This is a genomic window from Photorhabdus akhurstii (assembly GCF_019090985.1).
Classification (GTDB): Bacteria; Pseudomonadota; Gammaproteobacteria; order Enterobacterales; family Enterobacteriaceae; genus Photorhabdus; species Photorhabdus akhurstii.
This window is the reverse complement of sequence record NZ_CP020335.1, coordinates 3,299,526-3,319,635: the sequence shown is the minus strand read 5'-3', so window position 1 is coordinate 3,319,635 and position 20,110 is coordinate 3,299,526. Positions and strand designations below refer to the sequence as shown.

The window sequence follows — 20,110 nt, the reverse complement described above, 5'->3', positions numbered from 1 at the left end:
TGTTTTTTTGAATAAAAGGAAAATATGATGGCAGAGGAAACTATTTTCAGTAAAATTATTCGCCGTGAAATACCTTCTGATATTGTTTATCAGGACGATCTGGTCACTGCATTTCGCGATATTTCTCCACAGGCGCCGACCCATATTCTAATTATTCCAAATGTCCTGATCCCAACAGTGAACGATGTTAAACCGGAGCATGAAGCAGCGTTAGGGCGCATGATGACGGTTGCGGCAAAAATTGCTGAACAAGAAGGCATTGCTAAAGATGGATATCGTTTGATTATGAACTGTAACCGCCATGCGGGACAGGAAGTTTATCATATTCATATGCATTTGGTTGGCGGTCGCCATTTAGGGCCATTGTTGATGAAGTCAATGTGAAGTATTGAAATTCATGGATATTAGGCAGATATTCGGGGATGTTTATTCCAAGATGCCTCGAATATCTCGATTTTTTAATAAATGCTGCAAATTTATCATTGGAGTTGAACCGATAATATATTGCTGCTATCACAGCAGAAATTTATCTGTTTTTTAGAACTCTGTAATTGGAATAGGTTAATGAGAAGAATTCTTTTTGTAGCACTATCGGTTATGTTTTTGGCGGGATGTCCATCCTTGCCACCGGAGCAGCCCGAACCTCCGACGCCGGTTGTACCAGTGACTCCATCGGAAAAACCGACACCACCATCGGAAAAAGTACCAGAACTCCCGAAAATGCGCGCGATTGACTGGGAAAGTACTGTGCAACCATTAGTTGAGCAATTAGTTAAGGCTCATGGGTTGGAAAACGGGAAGCTACTGTTAGTTGATACAGTAAAAAATAATACCAACGGTGCATTACAAACCATGCAGGCAACCGATGCTCTGTGTCAAGCTGTCAGTAGCAAGCATGTTTTTGAGTTAGTACCACAAAATCAAGTGCAAAGTGCCCGTCAATCTCTAGGCTTATCTGAGGAAGATAGTTTGGGATTGCGTAGCAAAGCGATTGGTCTGGCGCGTTATTTGAATGCCGATTATGTCCTTTATTCTATAGTTTCAGGTAACAGTGATAAGCGCGATATCGTCATGCAACTGATGCTGGTACAGACGGGTGAGATTCTTTGGTCAGGGCACGGTGACGTTAAATAATCATGATTGTTTGTTGCGGGCATTGTGCAGGCAATGGCCGCATACCGAAGTAGGCGATTGGAAAATAAGACCGTTAAGCGGTCTGACAAATGGGAGCTATTACGCCACCAATGGTAAATATCATGTTGTCGGCCGTAAGCAGTGGCAACAAGGGAAACAGCTTGGCGTTAATCGTCAGCGTGAAAGCGCCATTTTGCGCCATCTCAGCCAGGTAAAAATTGCTCCGCAAGTCATAGCAATGGTTCCTCATTGGCTGTTGTTGACGTGGTTGCCCGGCCATGTGATTGGGCAAAATGAGTTTTCTCAGCCTGATTTTTTGCAAAAATTGGCGGCATTATTGGCGATTTTGCATCACCAGCCGCTGTTTGGCTACCGGCTTCAACTACGGCATCAGTTAGAAAGCCACTGGTTGCAAATTGATAAAACGCGTCTTACTCCCCGCTGGTTGCGATTGCATAAACATTTTATGTCATCTCCAATGCCTTCAATACTCAAATTATCACCCGCTCATATGGATGTGCATTACGGTAATTTGCTTAATACTTTTCAGGGGCTGAAACTCATTGATTGGGAATATGCAACTGATACCGATATTGGGTTTGCGCTAGCGACACTGTTTCTCACTAATCACTGGAATGAATCGCAACAGCAAGATTTTTTGAACTACTATTGTTGTCAGCCATCAGGATACTTGAATCGCACACTATTAGAGCGCCAGATTAAACGTTGGCGACTTTGGGTTGATTATATGTTTTTGATGTGGTTTGAAGTGCGTTGGAAACAGAGTGGTGATCCACAATTTTTAGAATTAGCACAACCGTTACGTCTCTCTTTTGGTCTAACGTTTTAAATATATCGCACTGCATTAATTGCAGCACATGAATACAAGTGAGGAATGTTATGGGTCCGGTCATGTTAGATGTTGTTGGTTATGAATTGGATAATGAAGAGAAGGAAATTTTGCAACATCCATTAGTGGGCGGATTAATTCTGTTTACCCGTAATTTTCATGATCCTGAGCAATTACGAGAATTAGTACGTCAGATTCGTAAGGCTTCCCGTCATCGTCTTGTGATTGCTGTTGATCAAGAAGGCGGCAGAGTTCAGCGTTTCCGTGAAGGTTTCACTTGTTTACCGGCGGCTCAATCTTTTGCTGGATTGAGTGACAATCTCAATGGAATTCAATTGGCGGAAGAGGCGGGTTGGTTGATGGCGTCTGAAATGATTGCTATGGATATTGATATCAGCTTTGCTCCAGTTTTGGATTTAGGTCACCGATGTGTGGCTATTGGTGAACGTTCATTCCATGAAGATCCCGAACAGGCCAAGATGATGGCGGAGCACTTTATTAAAGGCATGCATTCTGCTGGTATGAAATCGACGGGTAAACATTTTCCGGGGCATGGTGCTGTTGATGCTGATTCTCATAAAGAAACTCCCTGTGATGATCGCCCGTTGGAAGTTATTTGTCATCATGATATGTCTATTTTTCGTGATTTTATTCAGCGCAATTTATTGGATGCGATTATGCCGGCTCATGTGATCTATTCTCAGGTAGATGAGCATCCAGCCAGCGGGTCGTCATACTGGTTAAAATCAGTGCTGCGTCAGCAATTGGGCTTTGATGGCGTGATATTTTCCGATGATCTCTCTATGGCGGGGGCGGCGATGATGGGAAGTTACGTTGAACGCGGACAGACTGCCCTCAATGCAGGTTGTGACATGATTTTGATATGTAATAACCGTGATGGAGCGATTAGCGTGCTTGATAATCTGCCTTTGACCAAAGTGGAGAAATTATCAGAATTGTATCATCGAGGTAGTCAATACAGTTTGAATGAGTTAAAGAATTCAAAACGTTGGCAGCAGGCTAATAAAGCACTAACGGCTTTACATGAGCAATGGCAGGGTTGTGTGCGGTAATTGTAAAGTCATCTTTTATGTTTGTTTTATTGCCAAATAGATGACCTTTAGCGTTAATTGTGCGGGAAAATATCCCGCTTTTTTGTATAAATAGTATTGTCGCATTCCTGAAATTTCTTTGATATCAGGTTTTTTTAAGATCTCTTTCTTAATTCATATTTTCTTTCTTACGTCAATAGAAACATGAGAAAAATAAGAGCTGAATCCAACCAACTGAAAATAAATTGACAAATTTTGTGATTGATGTTTATTTATTCAAAAGAATTTGATGTTGTTCAATTTTGGTATGACCTACTAACCAGTCATGATATTCTGTAATTATCACATCAGTTATTTGTATAAAACTAAATGTTATTTAAAGGTATTATTTTACTGCCCTTAAATAACATTTGGTTTACATTTTAGTGGAGTAGTCATGACAACACCAAAGAAGAGAATTGTTATCATTGGTGGAGGTGCCGGTGGTTTGGAACTGGCAACCAGTCTGGGGCATAAGTTGGGTCGCAAGAAGAAAGCAGAAATTGTGCTGGTGGATCGTAACCAAAGTCATTTATGGAAGCCGTTATTACATGAAGTGGCAACAGGCTCCCTTGACGATGGGGTTGATGCGTTGAGTTATCTGGCCCATGCCCGTAATCACTATTTCAGTTTCCAATTAGGGACGTTGACTGATATTCACCGCGATAGCAAAAAAATTACTTTGGCTGAGATCAGGGATGAATATAACGAAGTGCTGGTGCCTGAACGTGAATTGAGCTACGACATTCTGGTTATGGCCTTGGGCAGTACATCCAATGATTTTAATACACAGGGTGTGAAAGAGCATTGTATCTTCCTGGATAATCCACAACAGGCTCACCGTTTCCATAATGAAATGTTGAATCTGTTTCTTAAGTATTCTGCAAACTGTGGGCAGCAAGATAAGGTTAATATTGCTATCGTTGGCGGTGGTGCGACAGGTGTTGAGCTATCAGCGGAATTGCACAATGCGGTAAAACAGCTTAACAGTTATGGTTTTGAAGGGTTGAATTCAGAAGCGTTGAACGTGACGTTAGTCGAAGCAGGGGAGCGGATTTTGCCTGCATTGCCGGCGCGTATTTCTGCTGCGGCACATCAGGAACTCACAAAACTTGGCGTTCATGTATTAACCAAAACTATGGTGACCAGTGCTGATGAACGCGGGTTGAATACTAAAGAGGGTGAGCTAATTAAAGCTGATCTCATGGTATGGGCTGCCGGTATCAAAGCACCTGATTTTATGAAAGATATTGCTGGTCTTGAAACTAACCGAATTAATCAGCTAGTGGTGAAGCCAACGCTGCAAACGACACTTGATGATCATATTTTTGCCATTGGTGATTGTGCGTCATGCTCGAAGAAGGAAGGTGGTTTTGTTCCACCAAGGGCGCAGGCGGCTCATCAAATGGCTAGCTGCTGTTACAGTAATATTATTGCCTTGTTGCATGATAAACCGTTAAAAGAGTATACCTACAAAGATCATGGCTCATTGGTGTCATTGTCTAAATTCAGTACGGTGGGTAGTTTGATGGGCAATTTGATGCGTGGTTCAATGATGATAGAAGGGCGTGTAGCTCGCGCTGTCTATATCTCTTTATATCGTATGCATCAGGTAGCCTTACATGGATATATCAAAACTAGCTTGATGATGCTTGTTGGCGGTATAAACCGTGTAATTCGCCCGCGATTAAAATTGCATTAATGACTTAATTAATACAAGGCCCCCCGTAGAATAACGGGCGGCCCTGATAAAACATCACTACTTTAATCTGAAATCATTTACCTTAATTAAGAAAGCAAACGATCAACTAATTTGAAAGCATTTGCGACATTTGGTCGCGAGCCGATTCCTTGTAGTTCTCCTATTGTAAAACCGCTACTTCTAACCAGTGTTGCTATTTGAGTGCAGTTAAGATATTTATGATATTTTGATTTGGCATAGGACTGAATAAGTGCTAATGCCCCTGCGACTAAAGGTGTAGCACTGGATGTACCATTATAACCGCGAGTATAATTTCTATTATTTCCTGGTAGGTACTGTAAGTTTGTATATCCAGTAGTTGTGACATTCTCACCCCAGGAGTTTAAACTGGTGTGAAGATTATGATTGGAAAAGCCTAATCGGTGTCCATTAATTGATGTACAGGCACCGATCATAATACCACCAGGATCACCGTAATTAGGGAAAGTGAAGTCATAGGCTAAATTAATACCACTATTACCAGAAGCGAAAATAATGATAGCTCCTGCATCAGCACAACTTTTTATTCTTTGCCAATTAGATTTGAGGTAGGTAAAAGGATAATATCTATTATTGGCTACAGTTTGAATATTTAAGCTAATAATATCTCCTGGTAAAAAGCTATATATTATTCTATCAAAATCATCGACGTCATAAAAACGGAATTGACATTCGTGAGCAATACCCGTCACACCGAATTCATTATCTTTTGCAGAAATACAGCCGGTGGCTGCTGTGCCATGATTACAATCTTGTGTTTCTGGGCGGCTGTTGATAACCGTAATATTACCAACTAAATCTTCATGGTTTCTATAAACGCCGAAATCAAGATGGTGTACAGTGACGCCTTTACCTTTATAACCTTCATCCCAGGTTTTTCTAATATTCATACCGTTATGTTCGTCTAAATATCCCTGTAGATGTGAAAAATCAGGTGTAACGATATGAGTAGTATCAAATTCAGGAATTATGGTTTCCTCTTCGGACAGAAGTAAAGGCGGTGGTGGCAGTTCTTTCAAAATCGGCGTAAGAGAGCAAAATTCGACATAATCCAGTTTCTCCAACTCATTGGCTAACTTGACTAAATCAGCATGACTAATATCAGCATCTATCTTGTAAAGATGAGTTAATTTACTGAATTCTGGTGTTTTCCAGGTTTTCTTATCTAAATCTTCTTGATTAAAAACAGGTTTTATCTCTATTGCGCTTTTATATGAATTAAAAATAGGTAATAAGTTATCTTTTTCTATTTCAAATTTTTTTAATCCATCAGGGGAAAACAGAATTTCAAGATTATATTTCAAATTCTTATTTGGGATATCATTATTTCCTTTTAAAGAGACGGTGTTACCTTTAGCAGGTGTTTGTTTCGGGAGGATATGGTTAATGTCAATATTATCAGTTTTGTTTTTATCTATCTCATCGATTTTCTTATTGATATCAAACAATAAATCTGATTCTTTTATTTCTATATTTTCTGGTGTAAGATTAGCAACTGTTTTACCATCCTGAACAAGGATGGTTTCTATCGTATAATTTGCGGGTTTTAGTGAAGTCAAGCAGGCGATTTGATTATCTTCACTATAACATTCATATATCTCTTTTGTATTTGAATTGGTTACGGTGTATTTTATTTCTGTATTGTTACTAATTTCACCGTGACATTTGAAATATAAATTACCGTCAAATTTTGCAGATTGAAAGTACTCAAGGGATATGTTCATTATCATTCTCCTCTTTGGTTAATTGCCTCCTCAGTATAACTATAACTGGGTATTTCATATTATTATTATTTCTTAGTCCATTGTTCTGTTAGAGAGTAACTGGGCTATCTATACTGATTATTGCTGAATGTGATTTTAGAATTAATTTATAATCGCTTTGGTGAGGAAGTTATTTTCCTTAAAATAAAAAGTGGGTTTTTATTAAGGTGGATAAGTTTGAATAACCTTATTAATAGTATGTAATATATTTACATAGTAAGTGCAACATTGTTACTCTGGAAGTAAACACATCCGTGTTCCTCTAAATAATTCATTATGTGTCTTCCCACCCCCGAGTTTTTCGGGGCGATTACTTAATCGGTTTACCACAAAATTTAATTTCTGCTCAGATATTTCATTAAAACTGGTTCCCTTTGGTGATTAACTCATTGATGTTTTCATTAGTCCCCCTTTCCCAAGGTGAATAAGGGTGAGAAAAGTAAATTTGCGACTCTAATTTAGTTCATGCTCTGCAAACTCCAAACATCGTATTACCTTCCCAATCGCCGATACGTTCAACTCTCCAATTACGGAGAATGACGCTAACAAATCATGTTGTTTATCCCAATATAATTATGGAGGTTTTAGGTTAAATGATCTTCTGGCAGAGCGAGCAGCCGATAAAAAGTAAGATTGGCATGGATACATCCTCACTGGAGATCTTTGTCTCATTAGGATTCATGATTTTTTCCAATCTGTGAGTTAATTACGGAGCAGTAGCACGGGATTTATTTTTATCTGATAGAGTTTATTTAACCAAAATCGATATGGGCAGCTCAACTAGACATCAAGTCCGGTAATAGAGAAATTAGCTGTGTAATCACCACCAATACCTGCTGTCTGATAGTTATCTCCCAATCCGCAATAGCGTAGCACCTGTTTTGCCAACTGAGCTAAAAGTTATCATCCAATCTAATCATAAAAGGTCATTACTTATCACAAATTAAAAATAACTGTCACAGTTCAAGAAATTCAATGCTGAAATCAATCATCATAAATGTGATTTACATCACATTGTTAAAATAAAACAATAAAATTAATTTGAAATTATTAATTCTGGTTATTAAATGATTAATATTAATCTATTTTTTATACAATTCTGTTACAAAATAATCACATTGGCCTGTTTTTTGCTTTGTCATATAACCTCTTGTTTTTGCTGTTATTTTAACCAACCCCCTATTTTAGTTGCCCGGTTGATAATCAACCCTAAATATTGATCGTTAAGTTAAATTCATGGTTAATGCTGTTTCGACATTGTGGAATAGAAAGTCAATGAAAAGCAGTATTTTGGTATTAACGGTTTTTTGTAGCGTAGCCTCAGGCAGTCAAGCCGCCGACATCGCAGATCAACAACTCATTCATCAACAGGCCCGTCAGCAAGCCCTGGAAGCGCAATTAGCCCCGCCGCCTGCGGAGGTTCATCTGTCGGTACCGGAAACCGGGGAGTCAGCCGCCTTTGCGGTGGAAACCCCCTGTTTTCCTGTCACTCATGTCGTATTAGCCGGCACCGAAAATTTCCCGCACTGGCTACCGCTCCGGCGTGTCGCCCAACAGGGCGAAAACCATTGCCTCGGTGATAAAGGCATTAGCCGGCTGATAACCCAATTGCAAGATCAGCTCATCAATCATGGCTATGTCACCAGCCGGGTTCTGGCTCCTCCCCAGGATTTGCGTACCCAAACCTTAAAACTGGTGATGATACCGGGCAACATCCGGCATATCCGCTATACCCCAGATAGCGGGAACTATATCCAGCGGATAACCCCCTTTCCCGCACGTGAAGGAAAATTATTGGATTTACGGGATATCGAGCAGGGATTGGAAAACTTGCAACGTTTCCCGACCGTGCAGGCTGATATGAACATTGTTCCGGCAGAGCAGCCGGGGGAGAGCGATATTGTGCTGGACTGGCGTCAATCCCGCCACTGGCGAGTCGCCACGTATCTGGATGATACCGGGTCTAAAAGCACCGGGCGTTATCAGGGCGGTTTAACCTTCTTTCTGGATAACCCGCTGGCGCTCAGCGATCTGTTCTATCTCTCCGAGGGACGCGATATTCACTCATCTGCCGGGAAGGGCAGCCAAAATGACACGCTCTATTACTCTTTGCCCTTCGGCTACTGGATGGCGAGTGTGACGGCCAGTCATTACGATTATACCCAGACGATAGCCGGGCTGAATCAGGCGATCCAATACCGGGGCAAAAGCCAAAACCTGGCGGTTCAGCTTAGCCGTGTTCTGCACCGTAACGCCGACCAGAAAACTCTGCTTAACGGTGAAATTTATCGCCGGACGTCGCGCAATTTTATTGATAAGACCGAAGTTGATGTTCAGCGCCGGGAAACCGCGGGCTGGAAGCTGGGGCTGTCCCATCATCACTTTATCGGCAGTGCGACGCTGGATACCCGGGTGACTTACCAGCAGGGCATGCGCTGGTTTGGCGCACAACCGGCGCCGGAAGAGTACCGCAATGAAGGGACCGCCTTACCCAAAATCACCCAGTTCTCGGCGACGCTGGCCGGGCCGTTAACGCTGTTTTCTCAGCCCTTTTCTTATCAGACCCAATATTTGCGTCAGATAAGCGCCAGCCCATTGACGCCCCAGGATCGATTTTCAATCGGAGGCCGCTGGACGGTGCGCGGCTTTGATGGCGAGCTGACCTTATCCGCTGATCGGGGCTGGTACAGCCGGAACGAGCTGGACTGGCAAACCCCGCTGAAAGGGCAGTCGCTGTATCTGGCAATCGATTATGGCGAAGTGGGCGGCCGGGGCAGTGACGCGCTGCTCGGAAAACACCTGGCGGGGAGCGCCCTGGGCTGGAGAGGCAACCTGAAAAAGGTGAGCTACGACCTGTTTGTCGGCGTCCCGCTGTCCAAACCCGCCGGTTTCCAAACTTCCCCCGTCACGGCCGGATTCAACCTGTATTGGCAGTATTAATTCAAATAACAAAACTGCCGGTGGGTAGTGTTGTGTGGAGCAAAAATCATGAACAAGCAGTTATATCGTATTATCTTTAATCAATCTCGCCAGCTGTGGATGGTGGTGGCCGAGATAGCGCGGGCCGGACGGGGAAGAGCCGGACGTCGCGCTCATCGCCCCTCTTCACCGCAGCGTCGTTGCCGACTCACCGCGCTACGGTTTGGGTTGTTGTTAGCCCTTGGCGGAGTTTCGCTCACCGTACAGGCGGCGATTGTGGCCGACGGACAGGCACCGGGCCGTCAGCAGCCCACCATCATTCGCAGCGCCAACGGCACGCCGCAGGTCAATATCCAGACCCCGGGCGCCGACGGCGTTTCCCACAATACCTACCGTCAGTTTGACGTGGATAAACAGGGGGTGATCCTCAATAACAGCCATCAGGCCACCCAGACGCAACTGGGCGGTATGGTCGCGGGCAATCCGTGGCTAGCCAAAGGGGACGCCAGCGTTATTCTTAACGAAGTCAACAGCCGTGACCCCAGTCACCTTAATGGCTGGATTGAAGTGGCCGGGCATAAAGCCGAGGTGATTATTGCCAATCCTTCGGGCATCACCTGTAACGGTTGCGGTTTCATTAACTCACATCGCACTACGCTCACCACCGGACAGGCGCTGATGGAGCAGGGCCGGCTGAAAGGGTTTGATGTCAATCAGGGGGAAGTGCGGATTGACGGGCGCGGCATGGACAGCACACAGCAAAGTTACACCGATATTATCGCCCGCTCCGTGGCGATTAACGCCAAATTACACGCGCAAGACCTGAAAGTGACCACCGGGCGCAATATTGTCGATGCGACGCATCAGCAGATTAAGAAAAAATCGGTTGACGATGAAAAGCACCCAGAGTTTGCGTTGGATGTGGCGGCGCTGGGCGGCATGTATGCCCATAAAATCAGGCTGATAGGCACCGAGGCGGGGGTGGGCGTGCATAATGCCGGTAATATCGGCGCGTCTGCCGGGGAGGTCCATATCACCGCCGATGGCCGGATAGAGAACCGCGGCACCCTCAGCAGCCGTGACGCGTTGCAATTAACCAGTACCGCAAAGATAGACAATCAGGGCAAACTCCTGTCTCAATCGACGGCGACCTTGCAATCAGGCGAACAACTGAACAATAGTGGTCGGGTTGAGGCTCGGGGCAATATCACCGCCAGAGCAGGAACGATACAAAGTGGTCACGGCAGCGTGTGGGCTGCGGGGCTGGATGACAACGGCAACACGACCCGCCCCGGCTCCCTGACTCTGACCGCGCAGCACGTTCAGGCTAATGGCAAAAATCTGGCCACTGATACGCTGGCTATCCACAGCCAACAGATTGACCTGAGCGACAGCCAGACGGCGGCCGGGCAAATTCAACTGACTGCCAGTCAATCGGGCATCAGTACCGCTCGCGCTACCGTCAACGCCGACCGTTTTAGCGCGAAAACCCCGGGTCAGTTTAACAACGACGGCGGCCAGTTAGTGGCGAAGGAAATCCACCTCACGACGCCGGATTTATCCAATCAGCAGGGAAAAATTAACCAGACCGGGACCGGTGAACTGACGCTCCATACCCGCGCCCTGAATAACCGTGAAGGGATGGTGTTCAATCAGGGGAAACTGACTCTCACTACTGACCGGCTCAACAACCGTCAGGGCACTATTGCCAGTCAGGGCGAGGACCTGCATCTGACCGCGCATCAGGCCGATAACAACCAGGGGACGGTGCAGTTGGCCGGTCAGGGTCAATTATCGCTCAACACCCAACGGTGGCTGGGTGATAAGGGCAAACTACTGACCAATGGCGCCCTGACGATACAGGCCGGTGAACTGCAACTCAACCACGCCGAAACTCAGGCCGGGCAGATAACCGTCAACGCTGACATCCTGAGCCATCAAGGTGGCGTGATGCAACAACAGGGCAAAGATACGCTGTCCCTCACCACCCGGAGGCTGGATAACCAGCACGGCACCCTTGCGGGCAACGGCAACCTGAACCTTAAAGCAACGACCATCGATAATCGTCACGGCAACATCGTGGCCGCCGAAAAAGGCTCGCTGACACTGGCGGTCAAAGACACGCTGGACAATCAGTCGGGCCGGCTGGAAGCCGGTCACGCGCTCCAGCTCAGCGCGACTCAATTGGATAATCGCCGGGGGAGCATCGTGGCAACCGGGGACAGCGCCACCCTCACCGTGGGCAAAACTATTCAAAACGTTAACGGTCATCTTGAAGCCAAAACCCGACTAACTACGACCAGCCAGACCCTGGATAACACCCAAGGCGTGTTGCTGGCACAGCATATCAATAGCCAGACCACAGGCCATCCCTTCACCAATACCGCGGGGCAGGTGATAGCCGAAGACACGCTGACGGTAAACAGTGGCGAACTGGATAACACCGCAGGGTTGTTACAGGCTGGCCGCGAGATGACCGTTGATACCCACGGCCACCGATTCACCAATACCCGCAATGCCGACCAAAAAGCAGGCCGGTTATTGAGTGGCGGGCAGTTAACTTTGCGCACCGGCGATGTTGATAACACCGGCGGGATAATCGCCGCGGACGGCAAAACTGCGCTGACCAGCACTGCACTCAATAATACTCAGGGCCAGATAGCCGGAAATAGCGGGCTGGACATTCACAGCCGACAACTCACTAACCGCAACGGGACTTTACAATCCGCCGACGCCCTGACTCTGGATACCGACGGACAGTTGCTGGATAACCAGCAGGGCCAGATTATTGGAGAAGGAAAAACCACCGTCACCAGCGGCCCACTGGACAATCGCCACGGTCATCTGCAAGGCGGACAGGTGGTTATCGATACCCGACACGCCGCGCTGGATAACCGGGACGGCAAACTGTTATCCACCGACACGTTAACCCTGAACACTCACCAGCTCGATAATCGTCGCGGGCAGGTGCAGGCGGTGGGCGACACTCAGCTTGATGTTGACACTCAAACCGATAACACCGGCGGCCTTATCCGTGGCGGTCAGCAATTGACCCTGAACACCGCTCGCCTGATTAACCGCGAGACGGCGCACACGGATAACGGACTGGAAGCGCAAAACCTGACGGTAAACGCTCAACAGGTGGACAATACCCAGGGCGCTTTACGGGCGGCCAATCACCTGCAAGCTCAGGTGAGTCACACGCTGGAGAATGCGCAGGGGTTAATCTCCGCAGGTAAACAACTTACCGTAGACGACAAGAGCGGGCACACCTCGCTAGCGATTAACAACCGGCAAGGCACGCTGATTGCCGGGGAACAGGCCACGATTAACGCACACTCTCTGAGCGGTGACGGCCAACTGTTATCACAGGGCGATATGGCGGTCACTTTAACTGAGGATTTTCACCATACCGGCAACACGGCGGCCAATGGCAATCTGACCCTGAAAACGACCGGCAATCTTATCAATGACCGCCAGATAAAAGCCGGTCGGGCGCTGTATCTGGGCGCACAGAATCTCACCAACAGCGCCTCCGGTGAAATCAGCGCCAAACAAACGCAAATCCAGGCTCACGATACGCTGAACAACACCGGACTGATTGACGGCGGCTTGACCCATATTACAGCCAACACCCTGAACAATACCGGCACCGGGCGCATTTACGGTGACCAAATTGCCCTCCAGACGGGCACACTGAATAACTCCGCACAGGACGGCAAAGCCGCCGTGATTGCGGCGCGGGACCAACTGGATATCGGCACCGGAACACTCAACAACCAGCATCATGCGCAGATTTACAGTGTGGGCGACATGCACATCGGCGGCCGGTTGGATAACACCCTGACGGCCACCGGTCAAGCCCGTGAACTGAATAACCACGCGGCGACGATTGAAGCCGGGCGCCACTTGAAGATGAATGCCGACCGGATTAACAACACCAACGCCGGGTTGGTGACTCAGGTCGTCGAAACAGAAAAGTCTCAGCATCACGATGCAGTACTAAGCGGCCAGACCACTCGCTATGACTGGTCACAGGTGGACACTTCCCACCGCAATAAATACAAAGTGCACGATGCCATCATGCCGGATGGCAGCCGCAGTAATGACTTTTACGAATATCAGTACACCCGCACCGTCAAAGAAACTCAGGTCAAACAGAGCGACCCCGGTAAAATTCTGGCCGGGGGTAATATCACGCTCAACAGTGCGCAGGTCACCAATCACGACAGCCAGATTGTCGCTGGCGGCACGCTCGGTGGTGAAATTGGTGAACTGCACAATATCGCTACTCAGGGAGAACGGATTACCACCGATACGGGCAGTCAGACCCACTGGTATGCTAAAAAAACCAAAAAGAAAAAGTTCGGGTTCGGGGGGACCAAAACCTCGCAGGGGAAAAGCCGCAGCAATTATGACCCGGCCCCCGTCATAGAAACCATCGACCTGAAAACGCTGGCCTGGCAGGAGAATACCCGTCCACAGGGTACCGATATCACGATTACAGACCGACAAACCGGTCAGATACATTCTGCCCCCACGACGGTCACACCGGTGAACGGTATCAAAAATCAGCCACTGGTATTGCCTCCCGGTCAGCCGTTTGAACTGAGTTTGCCCCCGGAGACCGTCAAAGGACAAACTGTCGACCCGGTGATACGCGTGGTGACGCCCGATACCCGCCTGCCGGATAACAGCCTGTATACCGCGCAACCGGGCAGCGACAGCCACTATCTGGTGGAGACCGACCCGAAATTTACCCAGTACAAACAGTGGCTCGGCTCGGACTATATGCGGCAACAGTTAACGCACGACCCGGCGCTGGTTCACAAACGCCTGGGCGATGGGTTCTACGAACAGCGTCTGGTGCGCGACCAAATCACCCAACTGACCGGCCGGCGCTATCTGCCCGGCTACAATAACGACGAAGCCCAGTTTAAAGCGCTGATGGATGCCGGTATCGCCTTTGGCAAACAGCAACAGTTAACGCCGGGCGTGGCGCTGAGTCCGGCGCAGATGGCGTTGCTGACCTCAGACATTATCTGGCTGACTAACCAAACCGTCACCTTGCCGGATGGCACTACCGAGGTGGTCACCGTGCCGCAGGTTTACGCGCGTGTCCGTCAGGGCGACCTGCGCAGTGATGGCAGTTTACTCGCCGGGAATACCGTGGCGCTTAACAGTCAGGGCGATATCACCAACAGCGGCACGATAAGCGGACGTGACGTCACCCAACTGACGGCCAACAATTTGACCAACAGCGGCTTTATTCGCGGCGGCAAAGTGGATGTGACGGCCCAACAGACGCTCACCAACCGGGGCGGCCGGATTCAGGGCGATGACCGGGTGACCCTGAAAGGCCGGGATATCATCAGCGCATCGACGGTGCGTGGGGATGAGGCTAACCGCTGGCTGGACCGTCCGGCGGGCATCTATGTGCGGAATGATAAGGGCGCCTTATCGCTGAGCGCCATCAACAATGTGCAATTAACCGCCAGTGACGTCAAGAATGCCGGGAAAGACGGTCACACCGAGATAACCGCAGGTCATAACCTGACGCTGGACGCCTTAAGCACGCGCCGCACAGAGCAAGGGAATTGGGGGAAAGATAACTATCGCCATCTGACCCAACAACAGGATATCGGCAGCCAGATAACCGGCGCCGGTGATGTGACCCTGCAAGCCGGGCAGGATTTGAACGCCACCGCCGCTCATGTCAACGCCGGTCGACAACTGACGGCGCAGGCCGGCAATAACCTGACGCTGACCACCGGTACCGCGTCCTCAGACTTAGTGGAACACAGTAAACAGACCAGCAAAGGCTGGCTGTCGAAATCGTCAGTGGAAACCCACGACGAAGTGCATGACCGGCAGGCCCTGAGCACCACATTCAGTGGCGATAAGGTCAATCTCCAGGCCGGTAAAGACCTGCGTATCAGCGGCAGCAATGTCGCCGGTACGCAGGATGTCAGCCTGAGCGCCGGTCATCAGCTCACTGTTACCACCGCCGCGGAAGCGCACGATGAAACCCATTGGCGGCAGGAGAAAAAATCCGGCCTGATGGGGACCGGGGGGATTGGTTTTACTGTTGGCAAAGCCAGCCAGAAAGCCACCACCGACAGTGACAGCCAGCTGAGTAAAGGCAGCACGGTCGGCAGCAGCCAGGGCAACGTCACCCTCAACGCCGGTGAACAGCTCCGGGTTCACGGCAGCGAGGTGATTGCCGGTAAAGACCTGACGCTGACCGGTCAACAGGTCGATATCACCAGCGCGGAAAACCGCCATCACACCACGACAAAAACCGAACAAAAACAGAGCGGTTTAACCGTGGCGCTGAGTGGCACTGCTGGCGGGGCCGTCAACAGCGCGGCGCAAACAGCCAGAGCCGCCCGCAATGAAAGCGACCCGCGAGTGAAAGCCCTGCAAAACACCCAAGCCGCCCTCAGCGGAGTGCAAGCGGCGCAGGCCGGCCGACTGGCGGAGGCTCAGGGCAGTGACGACAAAGGCAATAACAACCTGGCCGGGATTAGCCTGTCCTACGGTCGCCAGTCTTCCCGTTCAGAACAGCAGCACCGCCAGACCACTCAACAGGGCAGCCATCTCACTGCCGGGGATAACCTCACGATAACGGCTCACGGGGATAACAAAGGTCCATCAAATCAAAGCGGCGATATCCGTATTCAGGGCAGCCAGTTACAGGCGGGTAAAGACCTGCAACTGAATGCTAACCGGGATATTCAGCTCTCCTCCAGCCAGAACACTGAACAGACTACCGGCAAAAACAGCAGCCACGGCAGTTCGCTGGGCATGGGCCTGACCGCGGGACCGGGAGGGACCGGCCTGAGCGTCTCGGCCAATGTCAGCCGGGGCAACGGCCGTGAAAACGGCAACGGTATCAGTCACACTAACACCACATTACAGGCGGGACAGACCGTCGGGCTAAACAGTGGCCGGGACACCACGCTGAAAGGGGCCCAAGTCAGCGGCGAACAGATTACTGCCGAGGTGAAACGTCATCTGACCCTCAGCAGCGAGCAGGACAGCCAGCGCTATGACAGCCGACAACAGAATGCCAGCGCGGGCGTCAGCGCCACCGTGGGTCCCCTCTCCAACGGCACCGCGAGCCTCAATGCCAGCCGCAATAAACTCCACAGCAACTATGACAGCGTGCAGGAGCAGACCGGACTGTTTGCCGGCAAAGGCGGCTATCAGGTTGACGTCGGCGACCACACCCAACTGGACGGCGCGGTGATAGCAAGTACCGCCGACAAAGCCAACAACACCCTGAACACCGGAACGCTGGGCTTCAAGGATATTAAAAATCAAGCGGACTTTACTGTTGAGCAGCAAAGCGCGGGCGTCAGCCTCGGCCAACCGACCGCCGGTCAGGTCCTGAATAATCTGGCGGTCAATGGGCTGAGTGGTTCCCATAACCAGGGCCATGACAGCAGCACCACGTACGCCGCCGTCAGTGACGGCAACCTGATTATCCGGGATAAGGCGCACCAGACGCAGGATATCGCGACCCTCAGCCGCGATACCGATAACGCCGCCAATGTCCTCAGTCCGATATTTGATAAGGAAAAAGAGCAGCAACGGCTGAAACAGGCGCGACTGATTGGCGAAATCAGCGCCCAGATGACCGAGATAGCCCGTACCGAAGGGAAAATTATCGCCACCAAAGCGGCGAAAGCGAAACTGGACCATATCAGTGAACCGGACAAAGCCGCAGCCAGAAAAAAACTGGTCGACAGCGGCAATCCACACCCGACTGCGGCGGATATCAATAAGCAAGTTTATGACACCGCTTACACACAGGCGCTGAATGACTCGGGCTTTGGGACCGGCGGAACCTATCAGAAAGCCCTACAGGCGGCTACGGCAGCGATTCAGGGCTTAGCGGGCAACAATCTCGGTCAGGCGCTGGCCGGGGGCGCTTCACCGTATCTGGCGGGCGTGATAAAAGAGCTGACCACCGACCCGAAAACCCATCAGGTGGATATCGCCACTAACACGCTGGCCCATGCGATTTTAGGCGCGGTGGCGGCAGAGGTAAGCGGTAATAATGCCTTGGCGGGTGCCGCGGGTGCGGCGTCGGGGGAACTGGCGGCTCAGGTCCTGATTAAGCAGCTTTACGGCGACGGGGCTAAAGTCAGTGAGTTAACGGAAGAGCAAAAACAAACTATCAGCACCCTTTCCACCCTGGCGGCAGGACTGGCAGGCGGCATTGCTGGTGACTCCACCGCCAGCGCCGTTACCGGGGCTCAAGCCGGGAAGAACGCAGTCGATAACAATCACCTAAGTGTGGAGAAGAATCAATCGCGCAGTGAGGAACTGGTTAATTGTCAGGGTGATAGCAGTTGCCGCTCTGCCGTTAGGGATAAATATCGGCAGGAGTATGACAAGGTTCAGGAACGGATAGCAACGTGTTCAGGCGCTGACCAGTGCGTTGCTGTTGCCAAAGAACTGCGGGCATTGCAAGGTGATTACAGCGCACGAATAGGCGAAATTCAGGAAAAAGCCAGAATGCAGGGGCTGGATTCCCTCACTCCAGCAGAAGTGCGGGAATGGGCAGATTTACGGGGTGCCATGTCAAATATTGACGCATCACGGAATTTGGTGCTCCATCGTGCCCAAGTCACCGGCGGTTCAGAAGAAACGACCCAGGAAATCGTGAAGATTATGGGGCAGACGGGAATTGCGGCGTCTGCGGGGGTGGCCGGAGGGATCAGTAAGGCTGGAGTAAAAGGAATAAAGGGAAGTGCTGTACCAGTACCTAATCCAGTGACAGCAAATAATGGGTTAGTTTATAAATCCAATCCTAAACATACTCTTGGTGGTGATGGAAATCGCCGTAATGCGGGAATAGAACCAAAAGACTCATTGAAACTTTTTGAAAACTCAATTCCAAGCTCCAAAAATTATGGTAATAAAGAAGTTAGATTCGCTAAGGATGAAAAAGGTAATATTCATAGGTTCGAAGGTACCAATGGGGAATATCACTGGAATGGCAGTTCTGGAGATATAAAAAACCAGTTAACAAGTAAACAGGTGCCAAGCGACATTCAAAAGAAATTGGGAGTTAGGTTGAAATGATTTATGGCGATCCGTTTTATTTTTCTCTTCAGTTCGATGCTGTTGAATCATGGAACTCATCTGATGGTTTTTGGAAAAATGGCATTTTCTTTTTCTATTTGGATGGACATAAAATATTTGATCTTTTGGATGTTTTTGAGCTGAAAACAACCTTCAGTTTTTATTCAAATATGAAAATAGATGAATTGGTATGTAATGATGTCAACATTGAACCAGTTAGCCTGTATAGAAATGCTGAGAGTTATTTCACAGGGGATGGAGAAAATCTCATTGAGGGGCTGTTCGATATGACATGTACACCAATGGGAGATAATGGATGTTATGTTTACTTCATGAAAACGAGCCATAATGATCGTTTTGTATGGAGTAATGATGATGGAAAAACAATAAATGAAACATTATTACCATCTGGTACTGTAAGCTCTGTAATTAAAAAATTATCTAATTATTGATGTTAGAAACATAAATCCCGGCCAAAATGAACTACCCCAAATGTTAGACAATCATCCGACATTTAAAAAGGGGGGGGGTCATTACGTCTGGAAAAAGTGGCTTACAGGCTAAAAAGTCGCGTCGGGGCGTTATGGGCCGGGCATCAAACCGTACCGGGAAGAATTGATTGTAACAGACTGATTGCATTGGAAAATTCAGTGTCCATCGGTCAACTTCGCAATGGAATGCGTTGTTGTAGACAACAATGCCCTTAGCATGGGGAGTCTGTTTGGTTCCGAAGGCGCTAAACATTTTGAAGGAGCGGGATCACTCGCACAAAAAATGGCCCAATCCGGTGCAACACCCGAAGAAATAAATGCTGCCTTAACTCACTACCTCAAAGGATAAGTCCCTGAGGGTCAAGACCCAGCAAAAGGTCTGATTATTGCGTGGGGGAACTTCTTTGGTGTTCCGTTGGATGTCGTGTTATCAAATGAGCAGATGACGCCACAGAAAGCGGCGGAAATTGTTGCCGGAGGGATACCTACCAGTGAAGCGAAGCTGATACAGTTTGCAGCCGCGAAAGCATATCTGTCTTTAAGTAAGTATCGGTCAACAGAAGTGGTTGAGGGGAAAGGAGGTTCTCTGGCTGATAAAAGTATTACTGGAAATAAGACGACGATTTCATCTATAAATGAGGGCAAAGGTACTTCTGGACGACTCCCTGAAAAGCCCATTAAAGAAGTAACAGCAACAGAAGTAAATAATTGGTGGAAAAGTCAGGGATATGAACAACCTCCATATACTCCAGGAACTACAGTAAAGGAATTTGAATTAGCAGCTAACACGCAATTTGTTAGGGTTTATGATGGTACTCATTCACAAATGAGAGGGGGATGGATGATGAAAGCCGAAGATATAAAAGGATTAAGTAGTAAACAAATTCAAGAAAAATTTGCTTTGCCATATGAGCCAAAATACGTTGCGGATGTTGAAATTAAAGCAGGTACTAAGATGAGAGTAGGTTCTGCAAATAGTCTGTTTGGCTATAAAGGTGGATGAACCCAGTTTGATCTTATGGGGC

General features: G+C 48.5%; 11 protein-coding genes and 1 pseudogene. 10 read left to right on the top strand and 2 right to left on the bottom strand.

What is annotated here, in order from left to right; translation table 11 throughout:
* Positions 1-27: 27 nt before the first annotated feature.
* From hinT to B0X70_RS14270, 5 genes are all read left to right on the top strand, one after another.
* Positions 28-384: a purine nucleoside phosphoramidase gene (gene hinT / locus B0X70_RS14290; protein WP_105395045.1), complete on the top strand. Its 357-nt coding sequence runs from the start codon at positions 28-30 to the stop codon at positions 382-384.
* A 180-nt stretch (positions 385-564) separates the two neighbouring features.
* The gene (lpoB, locus tag B0X70_RS14285; RefSeq protein ID WP_217469630.1) at positions 565-1,134 is read left to right on the top strand and encodes a penicillin-binding protein activator LpoB; all 570 of its coding nucleotides are present in this window, start codon (positions 565-567) and stop codon (positions 1,132-1,134) included.
* The gene (gene thiK / locus B0X70_RS14280; protein ID WP_214068184.1) at positions 1,121-1,984 is read left to right on the top strand and encodes a thiamine kinase; all 864 of its coding nucleotides are present in this window, start codon (positions 1,121-1,123) and stop codon (positions 1,982-1,984) included. The genes lpoB and thiK overlap by 14 nt, the downstream gene beginning before the upstream one ends.
* Before the next feature lie 50 nt (positions 1,985-2,034).
* Positions 2,035-3,057, top strand: a complete 1,023-nt coding sequence (gene nagZ / locus B0X70_RS14275) for a beta-N-acetylhexosaminidase (RefSeq protein ID WP_214039901.1) — start codon at positions 2,035-2,037, stop codon at positions 3,055-3,057.
* A 415-nt stretch (positions 3,058-3,472) separates the two neighbouring features.
* On the top strand, positions 3,473-4,777 hold the full coding sequence (locus tag B0X70_RS14270; protein ID WP_036782186.1) for an NAD(P)/FAD-dependent oxidoreductase: 1,305 nt from the start codon (positions 3,473-3,475) through the stop codon (positions 4,775-4,777).
* Positions 4,778-4,863: 86 nt separating this feature from the next.
* On the opposite strand, the gene B0X70_RS14265 is transcribed toward B0X70_RS14270, so the two are convergent.
* Both B0X70_RS14265 and B0X70_RS14260 read right to left on the bottom strand, forming a co-directional pair.
* Positions 4,864-6,540, bottom strand: a complete 1,677-nt coding sequence (locus B0X70_RS14265) for a S8 family peptidase (RefSeq protein WP_217469629.1) — start codon at positions 6,538-6,540, stop codon at positions 4,864-4,866.
* Between the two features lie 270 nt (positions 6,541-6,810).
* Positions 6,811-7,039, bottom strand: a pseudogene (locus B0X70_RS14260) (IS30 family transposase); the annotation flags it as partial.
* 815 nt (positions 7,040-7,854) lie between these two features.
* On the opposite strand from B0X70_RS14260, the gene B0X70_RS14255 reads away from it, so the two are divergent.
* The 5 genes from B0X70_RS14255 (at position 7,855) to B0X70_RS14235 (ending at position 20,088) form a co-directional block, all read left to right on the top strand.
* Positions 7,855-9,519 carry a ShlB/FhaC/HecB family hemolysin secretion/activation protein gene (locus B0X70_RS14255; RefSeq protein WP_217469628.1) on the top strand — a complete coding sequence of 555 codons (1,665 nt, stop codon included), beginning with the start codon at positions 7,855-7,857 and terminating at the stop codon, positions 9,517-9,519.
* Between the two features lie 48 nt (positions 9,520-9,567).
* Positions 9,568-18,594 (top strand): two-partner secretion domain-containing protein, encoded by a 9,027-nt coding sequence (locus tag B0X70_RS14250; RefSeq protein ID WP_217469627.1) that lies wholly within the window; start codon positions 9,568-9,570, stop codon positions 18,592-18,594.
* Entirely contained in the window at positions 18,591-19,046 is a 456-nt protein-coding gene (locus tag B0X70_RS14245) for an immunity 42 family protein (protein WP_023044989.1), read from the top strand. The genes B0X70_RS14250 and B0X70_RS14245 overlap by 4 nt, the downstream gene beginning before the upstream one ends.
* Before the next feature lie 220 nt (positions 19,047-19,266).
* A complete protein-coding gene (locus B0X70_RS14240) occupies positions 19,267-19,434 on the top strand; it encodes a hypothetical protein (protein WP_217469626.1) in 168 nt (55 codons plus the stop codon).
* Positions 19,435-19,500: 66 nt separating this feature from the next.
* Positions 19,501-20,088, top strand: coding sequence for a hypothetical protein (locus tag B0X70_RS14235; RefSeq protein WP_217469625.1), 588 nt, complete (start codon positions 19,501-19,503; stop codon positions 20,086-20,088).
* Positions 20,089-20,110: the final 22 nt, after the last annotated feature.

Coding starts and splice junctions, on each gene's coding strand:
- B0X70_RS14270 (WP_036782186.1), top strand. CDS start 3,473: ATGACAACACCAAAGAAGAGAATTGTTATCATTGGTGGAGGTGCCGGT.
- B0X70_RS14265 (WP_217469629.1), bottom strand. CDS start 6,540: ATGAACATATCCCTTGAGTACTTTCAATCTGCAAAATTTGACGGTAAT.
- B0X70_RS14255 (WP_217469628.1), top strand. CDS start 7,855: ATGAAAAGCAGTATTTTGGTATTAACGGTTTTTTGTAGCGTAGCCTCA.
- B0X70_RS14240 (WP_217469626.1), top strand. CDS start 19,267: ATGGAATGCGTTGTTGTAGACAACAATGCCCTTAGCATGGGGAGTCTG.
- B0X70_RS14245 (WP_023044989.1), top strand. CDS start 18,591: ATGATTTATGGCGATCCGTTTTATTTTTCTCTTCAGTTCGATGCTGTT.
- hinT (WP_105395045.1), top strand. CDS start 28: ATGGCAGAGGAAACTATTTTCAGTAAAATTATTCGCCGTGAAATACCT.
- nagZ (WP_214039901.1), top strand. CDS start 2,035: ATGGGTCCGGTCATGTTAGATGTTGTTGGTTATGAATTGGATAATGAA.
- B0X70_RS14250 (WP_217469627.1), top strand. CDS start 9,568: ATGAACAAGCAGTTATATCGTATTATCTTTAATCAATCTCGCCAGCTG.
- lpoB (WP_217469630.1), top strand. CDS start 565: ATGAGAAGAATTCTTTTTGTAGCACTATCGGTTATGTTTTTGGCGGGA.